The following is a 15,843-nucleotide window of genomic DNA, read 5'->3' on the forward strand; positions in this document are numbered from 1 at the left end:
ACATCACACAGCCCTGTTGAGACCGGCGAAAAGGCAGAGGACTGAGAATCCGCAAAGCCTCGCAATCGGGCGGCAGCCGAGCGAAGCAACCACGACGTCCATCGGCCAAGCCTCCGATCAAGCCCGCGCGGACCTCATGGCTTCCTCCCGAAGCAGAGAGCGCTCCGACGCGGGGCGTTGAGCTCGATGGCGGATGAGGCAGAACAGCTCTTTTTGGCAACGGTGAGGCTGATGCGATCTCCAGACCGGTTGCTCTCGCCATAATGATCAGGCTGGCATTGTTGCAAGGCGATTGTAGGGCTTGGAACTCGCCGATCCTCAGTCAGGCGGCGCTGAGACGGAGCGCCGACCTCAATTAGATCGAGGACGATATCCCTCGCGACCGCATCGGCCAATGAACGCGGTGCGACGCGTCAGGAAACGGCCGCGCTATTGTGGCCGATCTTAACCTTGGCTGCGCGAAAGCTCAGCCTGATCGGTCACAATTCCAAGCTCGCCCGGTCAATAGGCGCTCTCACGTTGGGAAGGTGTTCCGCGCTTCATTAACGAAGGCCGCATCGAGATCGACAGCAACACCATCGAGCGCTCGCACTCAACCACAACGCTCTTCGCTGGCTCGAACGGCGGTGCCGATCACTGGGCCGTCATGCATCGCTGATCAAAACCCGCAAGCCCAATCGTGTCGAGCTACTCGGCTATCTGGCCGACGTCCTCAGCAGCACCGTCAATAGCCGTCCCAACAGCCAGATCCACGACCTGCGCCTTAAGCCTACACCCGGACGCCCGAGCTAAAGGCTGTGGCCTGAGAACTCCGCTTTCGCTTGAGCCTCGTTAGCCAATCGCCAGAAACGCCCTGTCACGCGGCCAAGGTGCCTCCGTAGCTAACGTCTACGTCAGCGTTGAAGAAGTACCCCGCACCACGACACGTTTTGACCAGGCGAGGATTGGCCGCATCAGCCTCGAGCTTTCGGCGCAAGCGCAAGATCAGGACATCGATACTTCGATCGTAGACCTCTTCTCCACGCACACGGCTCGCGAGCAAAAGCCGTTCTCTGGATAGGACGCTGCCGGGGTTCTCCAGGAACGCGATCAAGAGATTGAACTCACATGCGGTAAGCTTGACCTCGCCACGCTCTGCACAGATCAGCCGCCGCTGCTTGACGCTGAGCTTCCAGGCTCCAAACCGAAATGAGCGATGATCTTTGGTTGGCGGACTGGCAATGCGCTGGCGTAGCGCTACGCGAATGCGGGCCAGGAACTCGCGCAGCCCGAAAGGCTTGGGGATGAAATCGGTTGCGCCGAGCTCCAGTGCAACGACTTTTTCGGCCTCATCAAGCCGGTCGCCGCTGATCACTATGATGGGTAAATCCGATTTGGTCGCCAGATTGCGGACGATCGCAAGCCCATCCTCCCGGCCTAGATTGAGGTCAACCACCACAAGGTCGACAGGCTCATGGGATAGAATGTAGTTAAATTGCTTGCTATCGTTGACTGCGGTCACCTTCAAGGCATGCATCATAAGATACTCGGCGATGAGGCGCCGCATCGCGGCATCATCGTCAATGACAAGAACATGTTTCAACGGCTCACCTTCAATCTTGAATCCCCTTGAGTCTAAAACCGTTGCCGAGCAACCATCTGGCACCGACGCAGACCAGCTGCCCCTTGCTACCACTCGCGGTGGCGTACGGCCAATGTGAGGCCGTTGCTCGTGCTGGTCTTTTCATCCACAGCCAATTGACCGCAGCAAGGCAGCCCGTGGCCACCAGACGGATCCAAGCGCCGGCATGACCCTGCCGTGGGGTCATTCGCTTATCGCTTCGAGCTCACATGCAGGCCTGCCAACACCACTCGACTTCGACGGCATGGACGCCCAGTTGCCTGCCACGTCGTTGCTTCGTCGCGTTTCTGGCACGTGCGGAGCTGGATCTCGAAATCCTGCCGCTCGTGCGTCCGTCGGACGCAGTGGAGCAGCGCGGCGTTTGATTGATTGCAAAGGCGGTGGGCGCAAGAACGGCCGTGTCGCTACATTGGCCTTGGGCGAATGGAATAGTCTCCTGCCAAGCGGGTTCTTTCGAGGTGGCCGGCCGCGCCAAACCCTGGTTCGGGCGCCCGGCAGTCCGGTTGCGGCTACTGTCCGAGCTAACATTTCTCAGTTGAATGCACACACTCCCTTTGAGCCAGTCACTATGCTTACCGATTGCGCCGTCGGACGCCGCCGATGGCGTGCGGTCTTGTGCAGATGGAACTGTACATCATCCTCTGTTGGCGGCCGGCCGAACAGCTGAACCAGGCTGCGCTGTGCCGCGATGTCTTTCAGTTGACCCTTGCGCCGCGGATTTGCGCCTTCGAGCCAGCTTCGCGGACGAGCTCGCGGTGTCGATGTACCTGACCGTGTAGGGCCGCGCATGGCTGCTTCTTAAAGCAATGGCAGCATACGGCAACTTTTAGGCAGCTTGGCGCCTTCGTCGGTCTCCCGTTCGACTGGCCCACGGCACGCGCAGTCTGGACAACCCGCGGAGCTTCCATCTTGCCTTTGACCAGGCGCCCGCAGAAGATCCATCATCCATGACGCCGAAGCCGCGGCTTACGGTCCAGGAGCAACGGACGACCGGGACGGGCAATCCGCACACGACTCATCGTATCAAAGTGCTTTGGATGTCGCCGGCTGATCGGACCCGGGCCACCCCCGCATTGCGCGAAATGCTCACCCACGCTGACACCAACAAGCTCTTTGTTTCAGTTGAAGCCGAAAAGCTGAACTTGAACATCACACAGTAACAAACCTCCCCGATAAGCGCGTGCCGAACAAGGCCAGAGCCCGCACGGCGGCTTGGAAAGGTAGGTGATAGGAAATGTTCATTGCAGTTTGGCCGCTGGCCATTGTCCTGTTGACATCCATGTCGCTCCCAGCCGAACCCGCGCCACTTTCGCCCCGTGAGTTCCGCAGCCTATCGCGCAAATGCGCTCCCTGGGTTGCGCCGTCCACCCTCGCCGCGATTGCCAAGATTGAAAGTGGCTTTGAAACGCTGGTGGCTCATGACAACACCACAGGCGAGCAGCTTCGCTGGATAGACCAGCTGGAAGCGACGCGGGGCATCAAGGAGCGACTCGAAGCACAACATTCTGTCGATGTTGGATTGATGCAGATAAACAGCAAGAACTTTCCCACGCTAAGTCTCACGCCGGAAAAGGCTTTCGAGCCCTGCGCCTCCCTTTCGGCTGCCGCCCACTTGCTTGAAAGCCGGTATGCCGGCGGCGCGACTGCTCCGGCGCAGCAACTGGCGCTTCGCCGTGCCATCTCGGCCTATAACACGGGCGACGTCACGCGTGGCTTCGCCAACGGTTATGTACGCAAGGTCGAGTCGGCCGCAAAGGACATCTCAAGTCACCTTGAGCCAACGCTGGAGTCGACCGCTCGCGATGCGCCACCTCTTGAGGCGCCCGGTCGCAAGGCCGTGCCGCCTCTGCTCCAACAGAGCCAACAGGCCACTAGAAAGCAGCCCAACCAAAATTCGTGGGACATCTGGGGCTCCTATCAGCCAAACCGCTCCAGGGCCGATCCCTCCGGTCCGACAGGCAGCCATGCTGCGGAAGAGCGGGAACCCTCGAACCCGAACAAACTCGTATTCGATTGAAATCATGGAGATACAATGATGAAGCCACTCAAAATACTTCGTGCGCTTAAAACGCGTGTTCCTTCGCCTTTTTCCATGTTGCGCATGGCGGCTGAATATGTACCGGCCGCTGCTGCGGGCGTCGCGTGGACGGTCTTCTCCAGCGGGCCAGCCGCGGCCCAGGTGACCGGAGGGACGGATCCTGCCACGATGGTCCAGAATATCTGCACCTTCATCCTTGGCCCCTTCGGACAATCGCTGGCTGTGCTCGGACTCGTGGCCATCGGCATCTCCTGGATGTTCGGTCGTGCTTCACTTGGCCTCGTTGCGGGCGTGGTTGGAGGAATCGTCATCATGTTTGGCGCCAGCTTCCTGGGCAAGACGCTCATAGGCGGCGGCTGATGAGCGACCGGTTGGAAGTGAGCACCCTCTATGTGGCGGCGACACGCCCCGCCCTTTTTCTGGGGGTGCCGCTAACGCTGGCCGGAGCGCTTATGATGTTGGCGGGGCTCGTCATCATCATCCTTAAGAACCCACTTTATGAAGTCGTGCTCGTGCCACTGTGGTTCGGAGCACGGCTGATTGTTGAGCGTGACTATAACGCCGCAAGCGTCGCGTTCCTCTATTTGCAGACCGCCGGCAGAAGCGTGGACGGGCCGGTCTGGGGCGGCGCGAGCGTCAGCGCCAATCCGATCAGAGTGCCGAAACGCGGAAGAGGAATGGTGTAATGTTTGGCGCCAGTGGCCGGACCGAGAGATCTGGCGAGATCTATCTTCCGTATGTCGGTCATCTAAGCGATCAGGTTGTCCTTCTGGAAGACGGATCGGTCATGGCCATGGCACATGTGAACGGGCAGCCGTTCGATTTGGAAGACGCTGAGATGCGCAACTCGCGCTGCCGCGCGTTCAACACGCTCTTGCGCAACATCGCCGATGACAATGTCACGCTGTACGCTCATCTTGTGCGAAACAACGATGTGCCGGAGCCGGCATCGCGCCAGTTTCAAAGTTCATTCGCTGGCAGTCTGAGCGAGGCCTATGAGAGCCGGGTGCTGTCGGGCAAGCTGTTTCGCAACGATCACTTCCTCACTGTCATCGTGTTCCCTCGCACCGCAATCGGCAAGATCGGCTGGCGCATTGCCAAATCCGCCAGGCGCAATGACAACGATCTGGCCGCACAAATACGAACCCTGGAGGACCTCTGGCAGATCATTGCTGGGTCACTCGGCGGTTACGGTCTGCGCCGGTTGGGTGTTCGTGAGAAAGGCGAGGTGCTCTTCACGGAAATCGGTGAGGCGCTTCGGCTGATCATGACTTGCCGGTTTCTCCCGGTTCCGATGGTTACCGGCTCACTTGGCGCTTCGATCTACACTGACCAAGTCATCTGCGGAAAGCGGGCGCTTGAGATTCGAAGACCCGGGGATAGCTCCGTGGGATCATTGTTTTCGTTGCGTGAGTATCCGGCGACGACGCGGCCAGGAATGCTAAATCCGTTGCTGTCCGCCAACTTCCCGCTTGTGCTCAGCCAGAGCTTTTCCTTCCTCACTCGGCCACAAGCTCATGCGAAGCTCAGCCTTAAGTCCAGCCAGATGACGAGCGCCGGCGACAAGGCTCTCACCCAAATCAATGAACTTGCCGAAGCAGAGGACGCACTGGCAAGTAACGAGTTCGTCATGGGTTCACATCATTTGAGCCTGTGCGTCTATGCCGAAAGCCTCAACAGCCTTGGAGATCGCGCAGCAAATGCCCGCGCAAGGCTGGCCGACACTGGCGCCGTTATTGTCCAAGAGGGTATCGGCATGGAGGCCGCGTACTGGTCCCAACTTCCGGGGAACAAGAAGTGGCGCACGCGCCCTGGGGCGATCACCTCGCACAATTTTGCCGGGCTTGTCTCTTTTGAGAATTTTCCAAGTGGTTCCACTTCCGGCCACTGGGGCAAAGCTGTTGCGCGCTTTCGCACGAACGGTGGAACTTGTTTCGACTACATCCCGCATGAGAATGACGTCGGTATGACGGCGATATTCGGACCCGTCGGCAAAGGCAAGACGACGCTGATGACGTTTATCCTCGCGATGCTTGAGCAAAGCGTGGTGGATCGCGATGGTGCGATCGTCTTTTTCGACAAGGACCGGGGTGGTGAACTGCTGGTGCGAGCCACCGGAGGGACATATCTAGCGTTGCGCAGAGGCGCTCCGAGCGGCTTGGCCCCTCTGCGTGGACTGGACAACACCTCCGCCTCGCTGGACTTTCTGCGCGAGTGGTTAATGGCCCTCATCGAGAGTGACGGCCGTGGCCCGATCTCGCCGGAGGAAAGCCGTCGACTGGAGCGTGGCATTGTTCGTCAACTTTCGTTCGAACCCGTCATGCGCTCAATTGCGGGCCTGCGCGAATTTCTGCTGCACGGCCCCTCCGAGGGCGCAGGAGCACGGCTGCAGCGCTGGTGTCGAGGGAATGCGCTTGGATGGGCCTTTGACGGCGATGTCGATGAAGTAAAGCTGGATGCCTCCATTACCGGCTTCGACATGACGCAGCTCCTGGAATTTGAGGAGGTCTGCGCGCCGGCCGCCGCATATCTTCTGCACCGCGTGGGCGCTGTTGTCGATGGCCGTCGGTTCGTCATGAGCTGCGATGAATTTCGCTTCTATCTGCTCAACCCCCAGTTCTCGGCTGTTATCGACAAGTTCTTGCTTACCGTCCGCAAGAATAATGGGATGTTGATACTCGCAACGCAGCAGCCTGAACACGTGCTTGAATCGCCGCTCGGAGCCAGTCTCGTTGCGCAATGCATGACGAAGATTTTCTACCCGTCACCGACGGCGGACCGGGTTGCGTATGTCGATGGCTTGAAGTGCACCACGCAGGAGTTCGAGGCAATCCGCCAGGGAATGGCAATTGGCAGCCGCAAGTTTTTGCTCAAGCGCGACAGCGGGAGTGTTGTTTGCGAATTCGATCTCGGCCAGATGCGCGAGCATGTAGCCGTACTCTCGGGGCGTGCCAACACCGTGCGCTTTGCCGACCAGCTTCGTGACCAGCACGGAGATGCCCCAAGTGCGTGGCTCGACGAGTTCATGGCTCGTTACCACGAAGTTCAAGACTGACGGAGGACTATTCATGAGATTTGCCAAGATTGCAGCGACGACGCTCGCTGCTTCCTTTCTGCTTAGCACACAGGCCCGGTCGCAATTTATTGTCAGCGATCCGCTAACGGAAGCACAATCGGCCTTAACAGCGGGTTCCACTGCGGCGATCCTTATTAAGTCAGCCCAAACGCTCGCTGCTACGATCGAAATGGTGGATATGCTGACGTCGTCATTTGCTGTCACGGGACTGTTGGGCGCACTCAACCAAGGAAATCACTACCCATCCAGCAATAGGCTGGAGGAGCAGATGTTTGATGGTGGGAAGCCAGCTTCGACCATGGCGTGGAACATTGCGGGGGACTCAAATCGGACAGTCACCGGCTCCGATGCAGAAGCGGAACTGTTAAAGGCACAGATCTCTGGTGCCGCCAATACCGCAGCTCTCGCAGCCGACACTATGGGCGTAATGGACAGGCGCCTTAAGAATAACGCCGACACGCTTGGTCAGCTTTCCCGCTCGGGAAATATCGTGCAGGCCACAGTGACCAACGGTCTGGTCCTCAAGCAGATTCACGATGCGATCATTCAGAATGTCCAGGCCACGAGTCTGCTGACGATGGCCACTGCACAAGCGAGCCTTCACACCGCGGAGGAGGCTGCCACGCAGCGTCGCGAACGCCGGGACACCGCCAAAATGTTCGGCAGCCTCCCGTGAACCACACAGAGTTCATCCGGCTCAGCTGCGCTGATCAGGGACAAATCAGGCTCAGGCCATGAATTTCAGGATTCCCGCGCCATTCACGGCCATACACACGATCTTTGATGTGGCCTTTACGTCAGGGCTGCACAACGTGCTTGAAAAAATCCAAGAGGCGGTCAGCGCGCCTCTGGTTGCGTGTGTGACGCTTTGGATAATAATCCAAGGCTGTCTGGTCATGCGTGGTCAAGTCGATGCGCGCGGGGGTATCTCGCGCGTAATCATGGTGTCGATTGTCGTTGCCCTTATCTTAGACCAGTCCAACTACCAGCATTACATTGAAGCGTTCTTCGACGACACGATTCCAAGGTTTGCTCACCAGATAAGTAGCAGCGACTTGCCATTCGTCGATATTCCCGGGAAGCTCGACTTGATGTTTGCTTCAAGCCAGTTTGCGTTTCAGATGATTGCTTCCGAAATTGGGCCTATGAACGGCCAGGACATACTTGCGTTCGAGGGAGCGCAATGGATTTTCTACGGCTCGATGTGGACAGCGTTCGAGATCTACGATGCCGTGGGAATTCTGACGAAGGTGCTCTTGACGATCGGCCCTTTGGTCCTTGTAGGCTATCTTTTCGATCACACGCGAGACATGGCCACCAGATGGATCGGCCAACTGCTCTCGTACGGGCTGCTGCTTCTCCTCCTCAACATCGTTGCAACGATAGTTATCGCTGCCGAAGCAGTCGCGCTGGGGGGCATGATTATCCTGATCAAAATGTCGTCCACGACAGCAGCCAAGATCATCGGGCTTTACGAGCTCGACATGCTCTTCCTGGCTGGCGACGCTCTGATCATCGCGCTTCCGACGATCGCCAGCAGCATCGCCGGCGGCTCTTGGGCAGGCGAGAACCGATCTCTGAACAACCTCAACCGCTACTTTGCCAAAACGGCGCGTCATTAATCAATAACCGGTGCCAAAAACATGAAACGCTATCTACTGTTGTCAATCCTCGCTTTGGCGGCCTGCAAGACAACCGATCGGCTTGCGACCTGCACGGGTACGCCATTCCAACTGAACGCCGGACAATGGGAAACCACTCCTGAGGATCTTCAAGTCGAGTGCGCGGAAGAGCCCAAGTGAAATTTCCTGAACATGCTCTTCTGGTGGAGAGAGAAACGCTAGCCGCCCACTACAAGAAGGTGGAAGCGTTTCAAACTTCGCGAGCGAAGTCTGCGGGGCGCCTGTCAAAGGCCCTTGTAGCCTTTGCGGCAGTGGCGGTCCTAGGAAATGTTGCCCAGGCATTTACCATCGCTGCCATGGTCCCGTTGGCCAAGCTCGTACCTGTGTTCCTCTGGGTGCGGCCGGACGGGACCGTTGACAGCGAAGTGTCAATCTCTCGACTGCCCGCAACTCAAGACCGAGCCGTCATAAACGCTTCGCTGTGGGAATATGTACGCCTGCGCGAGGGCTACACGGCAGATACAGCCCAATACGCCTATGACCTCGTATCCAGTTTCAGCGCACCGGCTGTGCAACAGCAATATCAAGATTTCTTCAACTATCCCAATCCCACCTCGCCGCAGGTCACGGTTGGCAAGCGCGGCAAGCTCGAGGTCGGGCATATTTCATCAAACGACATCAGTCCCGACGTTCAGCAGATCCGATACAAACGTACGCTTGTTGTCGATGGGCAGACACCGATAGTGACCTCCTGGACAGCTACCATCCGCTACGAGCGCTTGACGGGTCTGCCTGGGCAATCGAGGCTCACCAATCCGGGAGGTCTACTCGTCACCTCCTATCAAACCTCGGAAGATACCGTATCGAATCTGGGCGACGTGCAGCCATGACAAAAAGAGCATTTCTGGCGCTGGCCTGTTCACTCTTCCTCACGATGGAAGCGTGCGCCGAAGACACGCCGCTTGCCGGCAAGCATGATGCGCGGATGCGCTACCTGGCTTACCGTCCCGACGAAGTGGTGCGCCTATCGACCGCAGTTGGGGCAACGCTGGTTGTCACATTCGCGGCCAACGAGACCGTCGCAGCCGTGGCCGTTTCCAATAGCAAGGACCTGGCTGCGCTCCCGCGCGCCAATTATCTCTTTTTCAAGGCTAGCCGGATGCTGTCGCCGCAGCCGGTCGTCGTGCTGGCCGAGAGCGAGTCCGGTACACGCAGATACGTCTTCAGTATTTCAACAAAAGAGATGCCAAAACTCGATGAGCAGCAACCAGACCTATACTACAGTGTGCAGTTCACCTATCCTGCTGATGAGGCTGCTGCTCAGAGAAAGGAAGCAGAAAGGCGCTGGAGTCTTGGCCGAGCCCGGGCGAAAGTGCTGCAAGACGAGAGAGTTCAGGATTTGTTGAATCGGCCCGCCGCAACTGCCAGTCCAGACGAAAGCAATTTTCACTATGTCGCAAAGGGCGATCGATCGCTGGCGCCGCTGGAAGTTTTCGATAATGGCTTTACGACCGTATTTGGCTTCGCAAGCAATTCCCGCATACCCTCCCTGTACATTATCAATCCCGACGGCAAGGAAGCCGCTGCCAATTACACGGTCAAAGGCGACTATGTTGAAGTATCCGCCGTCGCCCGGGAATGGCGTCTGAGAGATGGCAACACGGTCTTGTCCATTTTCAACAGGGCTTATGACCCTGTGGGACGAGCGCCAGGGACCGGTACAGTGACACCCGACGTGTGGCGCGTTTTGAAAGGCTCGGGACGATGAATGAAACCGGCCCGCAGGCGGGACATGATGTCCATGCATCCGGATCGATGGTCTCGGAGCCGGCCCGCCGGCATGTTTCGGGATCACAGAAGTTGGTCGTCGCTGCTCTTGTTCTGATCTCGTCTCTATCGCTCATCTGGCTCGGAGGTCGTTCCAGCACACAAGACGAACCATCTCAGCCAAAACCGCCAATTGTCGCCAACGCCGAGCCATTCCGTCCCGTGCCAATCGAGGTTGCTCCAGAACCTCCAGAACCTCCAGCACCGGCAGAGGCGGCGCAGGCGGCAGATCTTGCGCCATCCACGCCGCCCCCAACGGCGCCAGCTGATGCGCCGCCAGAGGAAACACCAATTTTCGCCTACAGTAGCAGCAGTCAAATGCCCAAAGACGGTCAGCGGAGCGAAGACGACCATAAGGATGCTCCCACGACACCGGATGAGATTTCAAGCGGTGGCGATCTGTCAGGCCGGTTGAAGCCAGATATACAGGAGTCGAGCCGGGCCACACTTTTGCCGCACCCTGATCTCGTGATTACTCAAGGAACGATCATTCCATGCATTTTGCAAACGGCGGTCGACACAAATTTACCCGGCTATGTGAAGTGCGTCTTACCTAAAGCCGTCCGCGGCGCCACCAACAATGTCGTGCTCTTGGATCGCGGGACGACCGTGATTGGCGAGATCCAGCACGGTCTCCAGCAGGGGGATGCGCGTGTCTTCGTGCTGTGGACGCGCATCGAAACACCTGACCATGCCCTCGTTTCGATAGCATCGCCGGGCGCTGACGAGCTCGGCCGCTCCGGAATGCCTGGCACGGTGGACAATCACTTCCGGGAACGCTTTGGCGGAGCGATTCTCATGAGTGTCATCCAAGGCGCGTTTCAGGCGGCTGGTCAATATGCGGCCAGCTCTGGCGGAGGAAGCGGCATCAACAGCTTCCAGAGCAATGGTGGACAAGCCGTCGAGACGACATTGAGAGCGACGATCAACCTTCCCCCAACCTTGAAGAAAAACCAGGGTGACGCCGTATCCATCTTTGTGGCTCGGGACCTCGACTTCTCCGATGTATACGATCTTAGAGCGACTGCCGTGGCGCCGTCCCCCCAACATCGCGAACGCCGGAGAGACAACAATGCAATCGGAGGCTGATCCTCAATTGCGTTTGCTTCTCGAGCCCGTTCTGAAATGGCTTGAGGAGCCAAGGACCGAAGAGGTCGCTATCAACCGGCCTGGGGAAGCCTTTGTCCGACAGGCCGGCGTGTTCACGAAACACGCGCTACCACTGTCTTATGACGATCTGGAGGACATCGCGATCCTCGCCGGAGCGCTGCGCAAGCAAGATGTCGGACCCCAAAGCCCCCTCTGTGCGACTGAGTTGCCGAACGGAGAGCGGCTGCAGATCTGTTTGCCGCCCGCTGTACCCTCAGGAACAATAAGCCTGACGATACGGCGTCCCTCAAGTCGTGTGACCGAACTCAAGGAAGTTTCTTCTCGCTACGAATACTCGCGTTGGAATCAATGGCGGTCACGAAAAGAGCGCCAAGAGCGGCAGGACGAAACGATTCTTCAGCACTACGACCATGGCGACCTGGAGGAATTTTTGCGAGCCTGCGTCTGCGGGCGGCTCACGATGCTGCTTTGCGGACCAACTGGAAGCGGCAAAACGACAATGAGCAAGACTTTGATCAACGCTATACCCCCGCATGAGAGGTTGATCAGCATCGAGGACACGCTCGAACTTGCAATCCCGCACGAGAACCATGTCCGCTTACTCTATCCAAAGGACCGGGCAGGCGCAGGTACAGTGACGGCCGAGCAACTGTTGCAAGCCAGCTTGCGCATGCGCCCTGATCGAATATTGCTTGGCGAGATGCGCGATGATGCCGCTTGGGCCTACCTTAGTGAAGTCGTCTCCGGCCATGCAGGATCGATATCAACGATTCATGGGGCTGATCCGGTCCAAGGTTTCAAAAAGCTCTTTTCACTCGTCAAGAGCAGCGCGCAAGGAGCCGCTGTGGAAGACCGCACGCTTCTTGACATGCTGTCGGCTGCCATTGACGTCATCGTACCGTTCCGTACCCAAGGCGACGTCTATGAGGTGGGAGAGGTATGGCTCGCCGCCGATGCCCGGCGACGGGGAGAGACAGTAGCCGACCTTCTCAATAAGCACTAAGGAAACGTCTCGGGATCGATAAGTCGGTGATGTGACGCGTCATTGTTCTGCTCCAATGCCCTTTTGACGGTCTTCTCGGATTGCTTGGGTAGCCCGATCGAGTCGGCGGGATCATGCCATCATCATTGTACGAACCGCATGCTGCATTGTCCGGGACGAAACCGGCTTCGCTAGCCAAAGGACGAAGGCCTGATTGGCAGATGTGACCGGCATGGGGTCGATTTCGCCCACGACTATGACAGGCACCGTCATCAGGGTGGGGCATACGGATTCGGCCTGTCCTCGCTCCAGGAAAGGCATTTTACCCAAGATCAGCAGGTCGGCTGCCTTCCCGCTCTCGGTCCAGCCGCAAAGACTTTCGAAGGTCGCGAAGCCGACGGGCTTATAACCCAGCGCGGCGATCTTGTCCTTGTAGATCTCCAACTCTGCTGGATCGGGCTCCACGACTGCAATGATTTCTCCGTTGCCAAGTGACCCGTCGTATGGACCGAAAGCGATGTCTGCGCTGACTGGCTTCTCCTCGCAGGCCGGTAAGTAGATGTCAAACCGCGTCCCTTGGCCAACAGCCGAGGTGACGTCAAGGCATCCTGCGAGCGCGCTCACGTGCCTGTCAACCGCAGCAAGACCCAGCCCGGTCCCGCCGACGAGAGAGCGCGTGGTAAAGAAGGGCTCAAAGACATGCGGAAGTATCGAACTTGCGATTCCTGGGCCATCGTCGCTGATGGAGAGGAGAACGTAATCTCCAGGTCTCAAGGTGCCCTGAGCCAGCGGCTTGGTTTGGCACACCTGAGCGCGGGAAACGCTAACCTCGACACGGCCCTCGTTCAAGACAGCCTCCGACGCGTTCTTGCACAGATTCATGAGGATCTGCTGCATCTCGGTTGGGCTGCCCTCGACCATCGTTTGCCACTTGTTGATCTTGAAGTTCAACTGAACATCCGCACGAACTGTAACCCGCAGCAATGACGCGAGATCCATGACAATTTCGGAGACGTTGAAAGGCACTGCAACGCGCTTTCGGTTTCGGCTGAGCGACAAGATCTGGTCAACGATCAGCTTGGCTCGGTGTCCAGCTAAGATGATTTGGTCGATGTGGTTCCGAATTCTGGAGGGGCGACGCACCAGACCTTGGGCAATTTCTGAATATCCGATTATCGCGCCTAAAATATTGTTGAACTCATGTGTGGCGCCGCTTGCGATCGTGCCGACGGTCCTCAGCCTTTCCCCATGCTCCCATCGACTCACCAGAAGGTCGCGTTCGGTATTTACACGTTGCATTTCAAGATGGTTGCTCAAACGCACAATGGCACTGGCAAGAACCCGCAGGTCGTCTGCTGAGGGGAGTGAGCGATCTCGTTCAAAAACAAGGATGCAAACCACAGCCTGCTGATCGGAGGCCCTGCAAGCAACAATTTGACAAACACCGGAAGTACCTAGGGCGGTCCGAACCATTTCCGCCGCCGAAACGACGCGAAACACTGGTCGTCCGGCACGGACAAGTGAAACGACTTCCTCAATAAGCGCCACGTTCCAGACGGGTATGCACGTGTTCGCCACAAAGCACTCAGTCTGCCTGCTGAGACTCGGATCCACCAGAGCAAGCGCGCATTGATGCGCATCGAAAACGCGTTGCATGACTCTAAGCGCTGCTTCGGTGGAAAAGCGCGCCGCGGCGTTCTTTGCTTTGCTATCGTTAAAGCGAGATTCGATCTCACGCATTGCCTCTTCAAGCTGCAACCGCCTTTTCAGCCGGTTCATCCGCAGATGCTGCCTGGAGGAACGAATGATCGCAAACAAGCAGAGGCATATGGACAGCAAGCCAAAGGAAAATCGCGTACGCTGCGCTTGCGCGCTGGCCAAGTTGTAGCCTTTCAGATGCTCTCGCTCCAGTTCGGCGGCCCTGGAGGACGTGTCGAGGGATGCGATCTGATTGGCAGCTTGGTCCAACCTCCATAAACAAGTCAGGAGACTGCGGAAAATGCCCAAAGCATCCGCGGCAGCCCGGGCCTGGCTCGGAGCAAATCGGTCGGGAGGCTGATCCATCTGTGATGCAAGGGTGAGCCCCGGTTCGGCCGAAAACGCGATCAGCTTAGACAGTGCAACCCTGCGCGACGATGCCCCCCCAAGGCGACCAAGCGAGCGGGCAAGATCTGCAAGAAAGTTTTGCACAAGCTGATCTTGCTTGACCAAGGCTGAGACGGCAGCCTCTTTGTTTTCGATCGACTTTATGAGCTGCGCGCGCAATCTGGATTGCCCGGAGCTCTCATCGGGCGAAACCTCGGGAGGGCGTTGCAAGTTTTCACGATTCCTTTGCAATGCCTGTCCGGTAGAAGAAACCGACCGGGAGTCCAAGACCATATCCGTCCGGGCGCGGGCGACGTCGCGCCGGAGTAATGCATCGTTGATCTGAATCGTTCGCAGTTGGCTTAGGATCGCGTCGTTGATCTGCGGAGGCTGCCCCTGCGTCCCGACCAAGAGCGCAGTCGAGGCGGCTAGGGCGATTACAATTGCTTTGTCGGAACTGAGCCGTGTTTCCCAAGGAAACGGCGTTTGATGCGCGGTGCACGCCTTGCGAAGGTCCAACCCGCAGTCCAGCTCGCCACGGATTCGGTAGGCGGCCGGATGCTGCTGGAATAAGAAAGCCACGCCTACCTCTCCCCTTATGGGACGGTTCAACACCGTTGCCAAACTTGGTTTTGGGCCGCTTCCAGAACGGGAATGAGCGTCCAAAGGACCCCCGCGATGCGGAGCACATCGTTGCGATCTTGGAAGCAGATGAATACAACGCGCAGGCGGTGCTTTGCCCCTCCGCGGCTTCAGGGACCCTCAGCTGAGGCCCAGGATGAAGCGCCGATTGGGTGAACGGATAGGGCGCGCGTTCCGGGGATATAGCGAGGTAAATCGCTCCATGTCTGCTGGGTCGACCTCAACCGGTTCCGTCGCCACCATCCAGTCGACGTTTTCCGTGCATGGTGGTGATGTCAAGGATCCTTCATATGTCCAGTAGCCAAGCGAAGCCGGCAGAAGCCCGTTCGGGTCGACATTGTCGACCGCTGCCTCTTCGCCCGACGTTGCTGGAAATGCTGCAGCAAGCCTGGCAAAACTGGCATTTGTCGCGCCTGGCGTCAGAAACACGCCCAGCACACCCAGAGTATCGCTGTTGCGGTCCTTATGGACAAAATGCGCTTCCATCGGGAAAGTCTTGCCTGCGACGTGGTGCTCGCTTGGCGCATGGAAGTGGAACTGTAGCAGCTCATAGACACGATCCCCCCGAGTGAGCGTGCTGCCTTGCGGCAGGTTCGTTTGAATGGTGTGGCCGTTGTTAATCATCCTGCCGCCACCCCTGTGCCAGCCTATGGCGATGTGGGGTATATCCGCTTTGACCGCGCCCTTGATATCGACCGGCGATTGCTGCATGCCCGCCGAGCAGACCAAATTCGTCTTGTCCAGCTGCCCCCATTGTTCGGGTCCGACCGGGCCTGCATATCCCCATTCGGTGCTGGCCGCCCGCGCGGCTTCAGCGCAAATAGGACACGCACCCAGCGC

Annotated in this window: 14 protein-coding genes; 11 read left to right on the forward strand and 3 right to left on the reverse strand. The window is 58.1% G+C overall.

Features of this window, described 5'->3' with window-relative positions; all coding sequences use genetic code 11:
* Positions 1–856 precede the first annotated feature (856 nt).
* Positions 857–1,582 (reverse strand): two-component system response regulator VirG, encoded by a 726-nt coding sequence (virG, locus tag AC0L2U_RS34020; protein ID WP_473603599.1) that lies wholly within the window; start codon positions 1,580–1,582, stop codon positions 857–859.
* A gap of 1,273 nt (positions 1,583–2,855) precedes the next feature.
* On the opposite strand from virG, the gene AC0L2U_RS34025 reads away from it, so the two are divergent.
* The 11 genes from AC0L2U_RS34025 (at position 2,856) to virB11 (ending at position 12,297) form a co-directional block, all read left to right on the forward strand.
* A complete protein-coding gene (locus AC0L2U_RS34025; RefSeq protein WP_473603600.1) occupies positions 2,856–3,638 on the forward strand; it encodes a type IV secretion system lytic transglycosylase VirB1 in 783 nt (260 codons plus the stop codon).
* A gap of 75 nt (positions 3,639–3,713) precedes the next feature.
* Positions 3,714–4,019, forward strand: coding sequence for a pilin major subunit VirB2 (gene virB2 / locus AC0L2U_RS34030; protein ID WP_473603607.1), 306 nt, complete (start codon positions 3,714–3,716; stop codon positions 4,017–4,019).
* On the forward strand, positions 4,019–4,345 hold the full coding sequence (locus AC0L2U_RS34035) for a type IV secretion system protein VirB3 (RefSeq protein WP_473564846.1): 327 nt from the start codon (positions 4,019–4,021) through the stop codon (positions 4,343–4,345). The genes virB2 and AC0L2U_RS34035 overlap by 1 nt, the downstream gene beginning before the upstream one ends.
* Complete coding sequence (virB4, locus tag AC0L2U_RS34040) at positions 4,345–6,714, forward strand: type IV secretion/conjugal transfer ATPase VirB4 (protein WP_473603601.1); 2,370 nt, start codon at positions 4,345–4,347, stop codon at positions 6,712–6,714. The genes AC0L2U_RS34035 and virB4 overlap by 1 nt, the downstream gene beginning before the upstream one ends.
* 13 nt (positions 6,715–6,727) lie before the next feature.
* The gene (locus AC0L2U_RS34045) at positions 6,728–7,411 is read left to right on the forward strand and encodes a TrbJ/VirB5 family protein (RefSeq protein ID WP_473603602.1); all 684 of its coding nucleotides are present in this window, start codon (positions 6,728–6,730) and stop codon (positions 7,409–7,411) included.
* Positions 7,412–7,469: 58 nt separating this feature from the next.
* The gene (locus AC0L2U_RS34050) at positions 7,470–8,357 is read left to right on the forward strand and encodes a type IV secretion system protein (RefSeq protein ID WP_473564849.1); all 888 of its coding nucleotides are present in this window, start codon (positions 7,470–7,472) and stop codon (positions 8,355–8,357) included.
* Positions 8,358–8,378: 21 nt separating this feature from the next.
* The gene (locus AC0L2U_RS34055) at positions 8,379–8,537 is read left to right on the forward strand and encodes a type IV secretion system lipoprotein VirB7 (protein ID WP_095814513.1); all 159 of its coding nucleotides are present in this window, start codon (positions 8,379–8,381) and stop codon (positions 8,535–8,537) included.
* Positions 8,534–9,247 carry a type IV secretion system protein VirB8 gene (locus AC0L2U_RS34060; protein WP_473564850.1) on the forward strand — a complete coding sequence of 238 codons (714 nt, stop codon included), beginning with the start codon at positions 8,534–8,536 and terminating at the stop codon, positions 9,245–9,247. The genes AC0L2U_RS34055 and AC0L2U_RS34060 overlap by 4 nt, the downstream gene beginning before the upstream one ends.
* On the forward strand, positions 9,244–10,125 hold the full coding sequence (locus AC0L2U_RS34065) for a TrbG/VirB9 family P-type conjugative transfer protein (protein WP_473564851.1): 882 nt from the start codon (positions 9,244–9,246) through the stop codon (positions 10,123–10,125). The genes AC0L2U_RS34060 and AC0L2U_RS34065 overlap by 4 nt, the downstream gene beginning before the upstream one ends.
* Entirely contained in the window at positions 10,122–11,273 is a 1,152-nt protein-coding gene (virB10, locus tag AC0L2U_RS34070; protein ID WP_473603603.1) for a type IV secretion system protein VirB10, read from the forward strand. The genes AC0L2U_RS34065 and virB10 overlap by 4 nt, the downstream gene beginning before the upstream one ends.
* Positions 11,257–12,297, forward strand: a complete 1,041-nt coding sequence (gene virB11, locus AC0L2U_RS34075; RefSeq protein WP_473603604.1) for a P-type DNA transfer ATPase VirB11 — start codon at positions 11,257–11,259, stop codon at positions 12,295–12,297. The genes virB10 and virB11 overlap by 17 nt, the downstream gene beginning before the upstream one ends.
* Before the next feature lie 111 nt (positions 12,298–12,408).
* Here the strand turns inward: virB11 and AC0L2U_RS34080 are convergent, their stop codons facing one another.
* Complete coding sequence (locus tag AC0L2U_RS34080) at positions 12,409–14,943, reverse strand: two-component system VirA-like sensor kinase (protein ID WP_473603605.1); 2,535 nt, start codon at positions 14,941–14,943, stop codon at positions 12,409–12,411.
* Positions 14,944–15,123: 180 nt separating this feature from the next.
* On the reverse strand, positions 15,124–15,843 hold a 720-nt coding region (locus tag AC0L2U_RS34085; RefSeq protein ID WP_473603606.1), incomplete at its 5' end, for a carbonic anhydrase.

Source organism: Mesorhizobium sp. WSM4808 (assembly GCF_055811675.1).